At 37.2% G+C, this 8,839-nt stretch carries 7 protein-coding genes, 1 tRNA gene and 1 pseudogene; all 9 read right to left on the reverse strand.

Translation table 11 applies throughout. From position 1 onward, the window contains the following. Window positions 1-107: YWFCY domain-containing protein (locus CLV62_RS21240; protein ID WP_146212819.1), on the reverse strand; the 107-nt coding region annotated here is incomplete at its 3' end. A 167-nt stretch (window positions 108-274) separates the two neighbouring features. Then, window positions 275-1,516 (reverse strand): conjugal transfer protein MobB, encoded by a 1,242-nt coding sequence (mobB, locus tag CLV62_RS21245; RefSeq protein ID WP_110312776.1) that lies wholly within the window; start codon window positions 1,514-1,516, stop codon window positions 275-277. After that, window positions 1,516-1,776 (reverse strand): annotated as a pseudogene (locus CLV62_RS21250) (plasmid mobilization protein); the annotation flags it as partial. The gene mobB and the pseudogene CLV62_RS21250, both read right to left, overlap by 1 nt. After that, a complete protein-coding gene (locus tag CLV62_RS21255) occupies window positions 1,769-2,182 on the reverse strand; it encodes an Arm DNA-binding domain-containing protein (RefSeq protein ID WP_110312777.1) in 414 nt (137 codons plus the stop codon). The gene CLV62_RS21255 and the pseudogene CLV62_RS21250, both read right to left, overlap by 8 nt. 251 nt (window positions 2,183-2,433) lie before the next feature. Then, window positions 2,434-2,521, reverse strand: a tRNA-Ser gene (locus tag CLV62_RS21260). Between the two features lie 349 nt (window positions 2,522-2,870). After that, window positions 2,871-5,759: a PD-(D/E)XK nuclease family protein gene (locus CLV62_RS21265; RefSeq protein WP_110312778.1), complete on the reverse strand. Its 2,889-nt coding sequence runs from the start codon at window positions 5,757-5,759 to the stop codon at window positions 2,871-2,873. Window positions 5,760-5,854: 95 nt separating this feature from the next. Then, window positions 5,855-6,832 carry a phospholipase A gene (locus CLV62_RS21270; protein ID WP_110312779.1) on the reverse strand — a complete coding sequence of 326 codons (978 nt, stop codon included), beginning with the start codon at window positions 6,830-6,832 and terminating at the stop codon, window positions 5,855-5,857. 84 nt (window positions 6,833-6,916) lie between these two features. Then, complete coding sequence (locus CLV62_RS21275) at window positions 6,917-7,408, reverse strand: YkgJ family cysteine cluster protein (protein WP_050711228.1); 492 nt, start codon at window positions 7,406-7,408, stop codon at window positions 6,917-6,919. After that, entirely contained in the window at window positions 7,392-8,447 is a 1,056-nt protein-coding gene (locus CLV62_RS21280) for an asparaginase (protein WP_110312780.1), read from the reverse strand. The genes CLV62_RS21275 and CLV62_RS21280 overlap by 17 nt, the downstream gene beginning before the upstream one ends. Between the last annotated feature and the right edge of the window lie 392 nt (window positions 8,448-8,839).

The following is an 8,839-nucleotide window of genomic DNA, read 5'->3' on the forward strand; positions in this document are numbered from 1 at the left end:
GATTGGTAACAGAACCAATAGATATGTACTACTACAAATAATATACTGATGGCCCGCATGAATTCCATGACTTTAGCCAGTCCTCTTAGGTCGTCCTCGTTTTGCATAATTCTTTGTTTACGGACTTTTTAGAGCCACATTTTTATCATTGTCGGCGGGATTCGCTCTCAGTCATTTACCATTAGTAAACTCCTATTGATCTCACCCTTGACAGCTTCAAAAATGCAGGCTCTAAAAAATCCTTGTTAATAAATTTTAGTTATCTTTTTTATTTCTACAATCTCGGTCTGCGTAATTTCTTCTTCTTTCGTTTCATCCGATTGGCAAAGGCAATCTCTTCGTAATTATCGCCGTGTTGCTCCATCGAGAAAATTCCCACAATAGATTCTGCTACGGAGTCTTGCTCTTTATCGTAGTTGTTTGTTGCGTGGAAGTCATTGCTACATGATTTATCTTCTTGTTGGCTCTTGTTACTGGATTGTCCGCTGAATAGCTCATGGAACGAATTGGCTGAAAACTCTTTGCCTAAATGGGAGCCGTTGAACACGGCTTTTGTTTCGTGGTCGATAAAGGTTACGCCATAGATCCGTTTATCGTCATTCTCCCGAAAGACTACACTGATTTTGTCGTTTGCCAATAGTTTCTCAAAGTCTTTTCTGCTGCGGCAATGTGCCATCGCATTGGAAACAAACCGTTTGTTACGTTCTTTCAGTTGCTTATCGGCTAACGGTACTTTGGATTTTTCCAGCTGTTTTTGCAGGGCATCGTATCCGACCGGTTTTCCAATCAGGGATGCTTTGATCGGATTACCGACTTTTTCGCCTTTGTCTGTGATAACCGAATAGACCAGTCCGTTATAAGGCTTGTTCCGAATCTCTCCTTTGACTTCCTCGACTGTAATACCATATAAGGAAAGTAAAGCCTTGTACTCATGGATAGTCCGGAAATGGTAATCTTCCATCAAACCTTTGACTGTATTGGAAACCTGCTTTTTTATATCTCCGGCTTGGGGATCGACTCTTTTCAAAGTCCATTCATCCGTCCGGTTCTTTTTGGCAGGTATCAGGTTGTACTTCTGCTCCAACTGCTTGCGGATTTTCTCCGAACGCCTCTTTTCAAACGAATCGTCAATCTTTGAGCCGTCCTCTTTTACCCGTATCGATACAATATGAATATGATGTCTGTCAATATCCTCATGTTTGTAAACAAGGTACGGCTGGTTGCCATAGCCCAGCTTATCCATATATTCCTGAGCGATGTTCGTCAGTTGTTCATCACTCAATTTGTCCTTGGGATGTGGATTGAGCGAGATATGCAGTACAGGATTTTCGGTGCGTTTGTTAGCCGCCAGATAGGGTTCAAAAGATTTTAGATGCAGATTCATCGTGTGCGATCCATCTATATGCTGGATGATGCAATTCGAAAACAGAATTGCTCCCTGCCCTTGCTCCACTTTCTGCTGATTGTATTTTATCGCCCCGAAAAGGGAGTTTCCCGAGCTGATTTTGGTTACCATTATCGGAGGTGTTTTTGTTCAAACTCATGCGTCAGCTCAATGACTTTCTTATTTAAACCAACCAATTCAATGGTTGCCTGTTCCAATTTATAGAGACAGGCGAGTGCTTTTTTCTCCGCAAAATTAGAATTCAACGCTTTTACAATCTGATTATAATTGATACCAATTGCCCGAAACTGACCGAAAAATGTAGTCAGACGCATGTAATAATCTTGTATTCCTTTATCGATTTTCACTACTTTAAGAGGCTTCTCAAAGATGCAGGATTGCTGGGGACATATCTTTTCCTATCAGTTTTTTACAGCGTTCGTTATGATCCAGAAATACGGATAATAGTGTTTTTCGGGATTCATCTTCTCGTCCTTGATAATGATTTAATATTATTCGTGGGTTGATTTCTGCTCCGTCGAATTCCAGTTCCCGGTAGATTTCCATAATGCGTAAGCGAATTGTATCGAGCCGGCTATTGATTTCCTGGGATTTGCGATCTTTACCAATTACTTTTTCTGCCAGATTGTTCCATTTATCGGGTTCTACGGATAAGGTAACAACCGTTTCGATACGCTGACCATTGACTGTGATCCTCATGAATACAGGGCTTTCTCCGTTCTTTGCTACTCTGGATCTCTTCACAAAGAATAAAACATGGAATGTGTTTCTTTTCATACTTTGAATTTGTTTTAATTTTTATTCTCAAGGTATGAAGTTCAGCTCATTCAGGCAGGTTTTAGATTCACCCAAACAGCTTAAAAAGAATGGCTTAAAAGCAATTCGGGGACAGTTTTTGTGATTTTGGAATGTCCCCGATTTCGTCCGTGGACTATACCGGAAACCACCCTTTTTTATCACTTTTCAGAAAACAAAAAACCCTGAAATTCATTGAATTTCAGGGTTTTACTTCATTTTTCTTCTTGTCTTGGCGGAGAGAGAGGGATTCGAACCCCCGGTACCTCACAGTACAACGGTTTTCAAGACCGCCGCGATCGACCACTCTGCCATCTCTCCAATGCTTCCTTAGCAAGGACTTTTCCTCTAAAAGCGTTGCAAAGATATGCACTTTTTTCTAATTCCAAAATAATATCTAAGCTTTTTTCTACTTTTTTCAGCAAAGAATCACACAAGGCAAGCTATATGATTAAAACACCGAAAGATAGCTATTTTTAATAATAATCATCCAACTCAAACAACACCAGATAATCATCATGAATAATCTGTAAAACGATCTTTTAGCACCTCTGGGATAATTGCATCCGCTTCCATATTCTTACTTATATAAATAAAGTCAGTCCGGCTTTTAATATACTTAACCTCATTCGGACTGTTTTTCTTGTATCATATGTAAAAATAAAAAATCTTACTTCTTACAAATATTGGTAAAATTGCACCATTCGCAAGGTTTACCTGTTGTAGTTTGAGAAAAAGAAGTATCAATCGAAAAGATTTCTTCCAGACAAGATTCAAAGTGTTCTTTAAATTCCTCCCTCAATCCAGAAAAGTTTGTAATAATATCTTTATCCGTTCGGGTAGGTCTATGTTCGACACTCGGACTAAAGCTAGAATCGAATAAATTACGCAAATAATATATACCGGGTTCTAATACTACCGCAGGATACTCGAGCATATACAGATGTGCATACATAAATACTTGCATAACTGCTTTGGGGCGGTCTTTAGCATCCTTATCAAACAAATGCTCCATATTCTTAAAAGTAAGCACACCCTTGCCCGTTTTGTAGTCGATAATGCGTGTATGACCACGCACCTCATCTATACGGTCTATAAAGCCTTTTAGTGATACAGTTCGACCCGAGGGTAATGTATAATTTACAGCAATCCGCTTTTCCGATTCCACATAAACAAAAGGAGTCAGTTTAGCATCAGTAGCTAAAACCTTTTGTATATATCGCTTAAGTACCTCTCCCGTTAAAAAATTCTGACCGGTGAGCCTCTTTATCTTATTCGCTTTAAAGTAATTTTCGGCAAAAGATCTTTCAATCATTTCGGTAAGTAACCTACCATCTTTAGACATTTTGTGCAGCAAATCAGCAGTCACCACCTTACCCTGCAAAGGTTCGTATAACCATTCCATTACCGAGTGAAATATACTTCCAAATGTGCTGGCTTCTATAGTTTCGGCAATCTCATCTTCCTCTTGCATACGTTCTACTACCGAAAAGTAAAACTGTAAAGGACAATCGAGATACATATTTATCGAACTTGCCGACAAACTACGCTCACCTGTAAGAAAAGCACTTAGCTTACCTATTATCTGTGGTGTTTTTGGAATCGAAATAGATATACTTTCGTTAGAAGAAACTTCATATACAGCCAAACGCTCACGTATATCAAACATATTCGGATATAAATGCTTAAGCTGATAAAAGTAGCGACTCACTTCCCCGCCCTGCAATCCTTCAGTTCGGGTATCATAAAGAAGATAAATTCGCTTAGCACGATTTATAAGGCGGTAAAAATGATATGCAAAAATACTGTCCTGATGCTCGTAAGTTGGCAAACCAAAGCCTTTACGAAGATTATAAGGAATAAAAGAATTTGCTCCCTTTTTCATCGGGAATATTCCTTCATTCATAGAAAGCATAATCAGATTATCAAAATCAAGAGCACGAGTTTCTAGCACGCCCATAACCTGTAACCCTGATAGAGGCTCACCACTAAACGGAACAGTTATTCCAACAATTAACTTTTTCAGAAGTTTGAAATAAGTATCAACAGACATTTCTGCATCCACATTTTTCAAAGCATCCTCCATCTTATTGATGGTTTTATAATATTCGATGATAAACTCACATTCCATATCAATGGAACGAGTACTTGTATCATCGTCTGTTTTTTCTAATCGAGATAAAGATAGTGACCGTTCCAAAAGAGCTAATATATCTCTTAAATAAGAAGCTGTATCGCTCCAATGCTCCAAAGGTTTGAAAATAAGACTAAGTAAAGGATGAATACTTAATTCTTCTACCGAAACCAATATCTTATTATACTTAATAATATCAGTACGCAAGCGCACCACCTCATCGCCTGCAACTCTGGTTATATAGCGATGATTTAGAATGGACAATACAAACCGATAATAATAACCGGGATTACCGCTTACGATCCGAATATTACGCTGCAATTCGAAAACATGATCCATTAAGCCCGCTATGGATGAATTGACAAGATCATAACCCATAGTCACATTAATCTTATCAATCTCTTCGGGAATCGAATACAAAGTAGGTAAAAGGAGATTTTCGTCAGGAAGCACCAATGCAGTTTTCAGAGCTTTATCGGGAGACATTATTTGCTCCTCTTCTATCAGTGTCTTAAGTATAGAATGTACATATTTAGCCTGACCAACTACCGAAGGAATACCGATGACCTCTAAAACAGGTTTCTCCATTTCCAAAGCTTCGGGCTCTAATGATAATTGAGAAGGAAAGAATAGTTTATTCTTGTCAATGAAGAATGAAGCTTTATTATCAGGGTCTTTAACTAATGATGAAGAGTAGTCCCAATAAAAGTCGGCAACTCCCCTATTCTGTAAATATTTTAAGAGTTCTTCTTCCGATTTACTATGCCCATTCAGACCAACAAAAACAATACGCTCAAAAGGTATTTTCAAGTCAAGTTTGGCTTTAGCCTGTTCGGCAACCTCCCTGAAGATCATTCCTTCGTAAGCTAGTCCATTTTCACACAGTTCATTTCTTAATGAAGTATAGAGTTCAAATAAGACCTCCCACATTTCGAGAAACTCCTTTTTCCGGTCGCTCTCTCCTACGGGAATAAAACTAGACCAAAAACGACGAATAGCGGTAATTTGTTCTTCTGTCAGATAACTAAAACCGGCATCAATTTCTTTTAAATCCTGAATATTGGAAAAAAGTTGTTCCGCATCGACCATGTATTTATCTACATCATCAAAATCGTTGAGAAGCATTTCGCCCCAAAACAAAAACTCATCAAATGTTTCGAGAGAACCACTTGCCCGTTTATAGATATTATAGAGCATAAACAACTGCTCAATACGATCAGCGGTATTCAATCCGCTCAATCGACTAAACAGATCGGCAATAGTTAATATTTCGGGTGAGAATATGGGTTTACGGGCAATTTCAGACAGGTATTTCTGAAAGAATAATCCTGCACGGCGATTAGGAAACACGAAAGTAAAATTACTTACTTCCTGCCCAAATTGCTTATAGTAAGCTTGTGCAACATTATAAAGAAAAGGGATCATCTCTCTTTCAGTTTTAAAGCCTCTGATCTCCTTGTTTATAACCTATTTGGTTTAAAAAAAAGACAGTAAGACTCAATTATATAATACTTCGGTCATTAATATATAAACCTAAAGTTAGGCTTAATTACGAATCCCAGACGAAAACGTTGATGAAATTGATTATAATCCAGTAAACCTTCACCATATCCATTATAAAATTCGAAAAACAAATATTGGTTTTCATCATGGAATAATCGATAAGCAAAATTCACAGTGATATTTGTATTGAGAATATTTCCTCCACGTTTATTTAAGACTAAACTGGTATTAAATTTTTCTTTTTGGTTATAACTTATTGCAGTAGTTGCCCAACCTCTGTATCGCACGATATCTCTATTATTCTCTCCATCAACAATAGGTACCCAGAGCTTAGTGAAATAAGACCAATGATGATTGATTTTAAACTGTCCTGCGAAGCTAACCTTGTTCCAACTACGAGAATCTTCGCCATCTTTTCCATTCGATTCATGCTCTAACTGAAAGCTAATCTCTCCTAAATATCGGTTTTTATACACCAAAGGTTTAGCCAAACCGATAGTCGGATTAAAATTGATGTCTCGGAAAGGGAATGATTCTTGAAAAACATCCCAGAATGCTAATTGAGTATATGTTAGAAACAGATAAGTACGAAATGGTAATATACTATTAGTCAAACGTTGCGAAAAACTTATTTGGAATTTCGCATCCGAATTATTCCTATCTGGATTACGCAATAGCTCTGTACCAACAACAACATAATTATCTTTATAGATACTAAAAGAAGGAGAATCATCAAATGCTTTAATCAAACTATCTGCAATAAACTCTCTGTCCGGTTTAAATACCGAATTTAAAACCTGATCGGCCTTTTGATTAAAACGTGACACGGTTGTAGAATCAGAGGAAAACAACCCTTTACATTTATATTTTTTATATTCGCGAGGTTCCGTATGATCTCTAATTTCGGAATCCTGCCCAAACAGCAAGGTAATATTCCCTATAACAAAAAGAAATAAAAAGAAGGCTGCTTTTTTGCCTTTATTCAATTTGTACATAATCTTAATTTCCAATAAATAAAATGTGTAGAATAAAGCTGGTAAAGGTATAAATCTATTCGAAGCAAACAAAGTCGCTCTGATCTAATTTTTCACCAGTTCTTTTAAAACCTCATAAGCAATAGGACAAGTTTGCGTATTCTTGACAGTTAACTTATATATTTGACTGAATTTCTTCCGATCGGTATGAGGATATTCCCTGCAAGCTTTTGGACGAGACTCATAAATAGAGCAATAATTGTCGGGCATAAGAAAAGGGCATGGCATGGTTCGAAATACATAGTCTCCATCCTCATCTACCTTCAAATAAGTCGTTACCACATCCGAGGGTTTCATCCGAAGAGCTTTAGCCATACGTTCAATATCCTTATCATAAATAGCAGGACCTAGAGAACGGCAACAGTTAGCACATTTCAGACAGTCTATCTCAGATGAGAATCTATCGTGTAAATCATGCACTATACCATCCATCTTATCAAGCCTCTTCTTGTTTTTTTTGAAAAACGAGAGAAACTCAGGCGTATCTTTTTCTGCCATTATCGACAGATTGTTGTACTTGTCAGATTTGTCGTTCATCGGGACGTGTTAATTCTCCTGCCAATGGCACACGCATTCTTACTATAATTTCTTCTCGTGAATACTTATGTCCCAATAAGTGCATCAGTTTTGTAACTGTAGCTTCTACTGTTGCATCGTAACCACTTACAACTCCTGCTTTGAGTAATTCGTGCCCTGTCTCGTAGCGTTGCATTTCCACGCAACCCATTTCGCACTGAGTTATATTTACAATAATTATGCCTCTTTTTACAGCATCCAGCAAAGCTTCGATAAACCAATCGTATCGGGGTGCATTACCCGACCCATAGGTTTCAAGCACAACAGCTCTTACTCCTTGGGTATTCAAAATAGCATGCACAACTTCTTTGGTTATTCCCGGAAACATTTTTAAGATTACAATATTGGTATCCATCAAATAATGAAAGATTACTTTTTTCTCGTAATCCGGGTTTAATATTTTATCTCTATCATAACGAATATGTATTCCCGATTTTCCTAATCCGGGATAGTTGTACGATTTAAATGCATTAAAATTGTCAGCATTTATTTTTGTTGAACGGTTTCCCCGTATCAAATTCGTTTGAAAGAAAATACACACTTCGGGCACTACAGGATAACCAATAGAATCTTTATCGGCTGCAATTTCCATTGCTGTAATAAGATTTTCTTTAGCATCCGTTCTCAACTTACCTATTGGCAATTGAGCTCCGGTAAGAACAATGGGTTTCTGCAAGTTCTGAATCATAAAACTAAGAGCAGATGCCGTATAGGCCATTGTATCGGTTCCATGTAATATTACGAAACCATCGTGCTCTGCATAATTATCTTCAATTATACGAACAAGTTTTCGCCAGTGAGACGGGCACACATCCGAAGAGTCGATAGCCGGTTCAAATACTATCGTATTGATATGATATTTGAATTTCTGCAACTCTGGCATATGGCTCGTAAGATGGGCAAAATCGAACACCTCGAGAACTCCGGTGACGTTGTTTTCGACCATACCGATAGTTCCTCCGGTATAAATCAATAATATATTGGCATTGGTATCTATCATTTTGCCTTATAGATTGGGATATGTAAAAATACTACTTTTTGACAATAAAAAGAGAAAGCTTATGTCCTAAAATACAATTTAACAAAATAAGACTGCAACTTATCTTTCAATTTTTAAAAATAAAACAAGCTTATACACTTGTATATTATAGGATATGAAGGTATTTTTATTCTTCGGAAACCGACATTACTTTTTGACAGTTTGTAAAACGAAAACACCACTCCAGTAATTGTTAATTCAGTTCATAGTACATGACAAAAAGAGGCACTAAATTGATATAATTATTTGAATATAAGTTTTTTTAATATTTTGAAAAGACCTTGATTTTTCGTATCTTAGAAAGAAAAACTGGGGAGTTTTTCAAGATATGCAAACCAAGGTCTCAGACAAAA

It is taken from the genome of Indolivaga alginatilytica, from assembly GCF_003201355.1.
Lineage (GTDB): Bacteria > Bacteroidota > Bacteroidia > Bacteroidales > Dysgonomonadaceae > Dysgonomonas_A > Dysgonomonas_A alginatilytica.

Excerpts from the sequence above, each read along its gene's own strand:
- CLV62_RS21270 (WP_110312779.1), bottom strand. The coding sequence starts at position 6,832 with ATGTACAAATTGAATAAAGGCAAAAAAGCAGCCTTCTTTTTATTTCTT.
- CLV62_RS21255 (WP_110312777.1), bottom strand. The coding sequence starts at position 2,182 with ATGAAAAGAAACACATTCCATGTTTTATTCTTTGTGAAGAGATCCAGA.
- CLV62_RS21265 (WP_110312778.1), bottom strand. The coding sequence starts at position 5,759 with ATGATCCCTTTTCTTTATAATGTTGCACAAGCTTACTATAAGCAATTT.
- CLV62_RS21275 (WP_050711228.1), bottom strand. The coding sequence starts at position 7,408 with ATGAACGACAAATCTGACAAGTACAACAATCTGTCGATAATGGCAGAA.
- mobB (WP_110312776.1), bottom strand. The coding sequence starts at position 1,516 with ATGGTAACCAAAATCAGCTCGGGAAACTCCCTTTTCGGGGCGATAAAA.
- CLV62_RS21280 (WP_110312780.1), bottom strand. The coding sequence starts at position 8,447 with ATGATAGATACCAATGCCAATATATTATTGATTTATACCGGAGGAACT.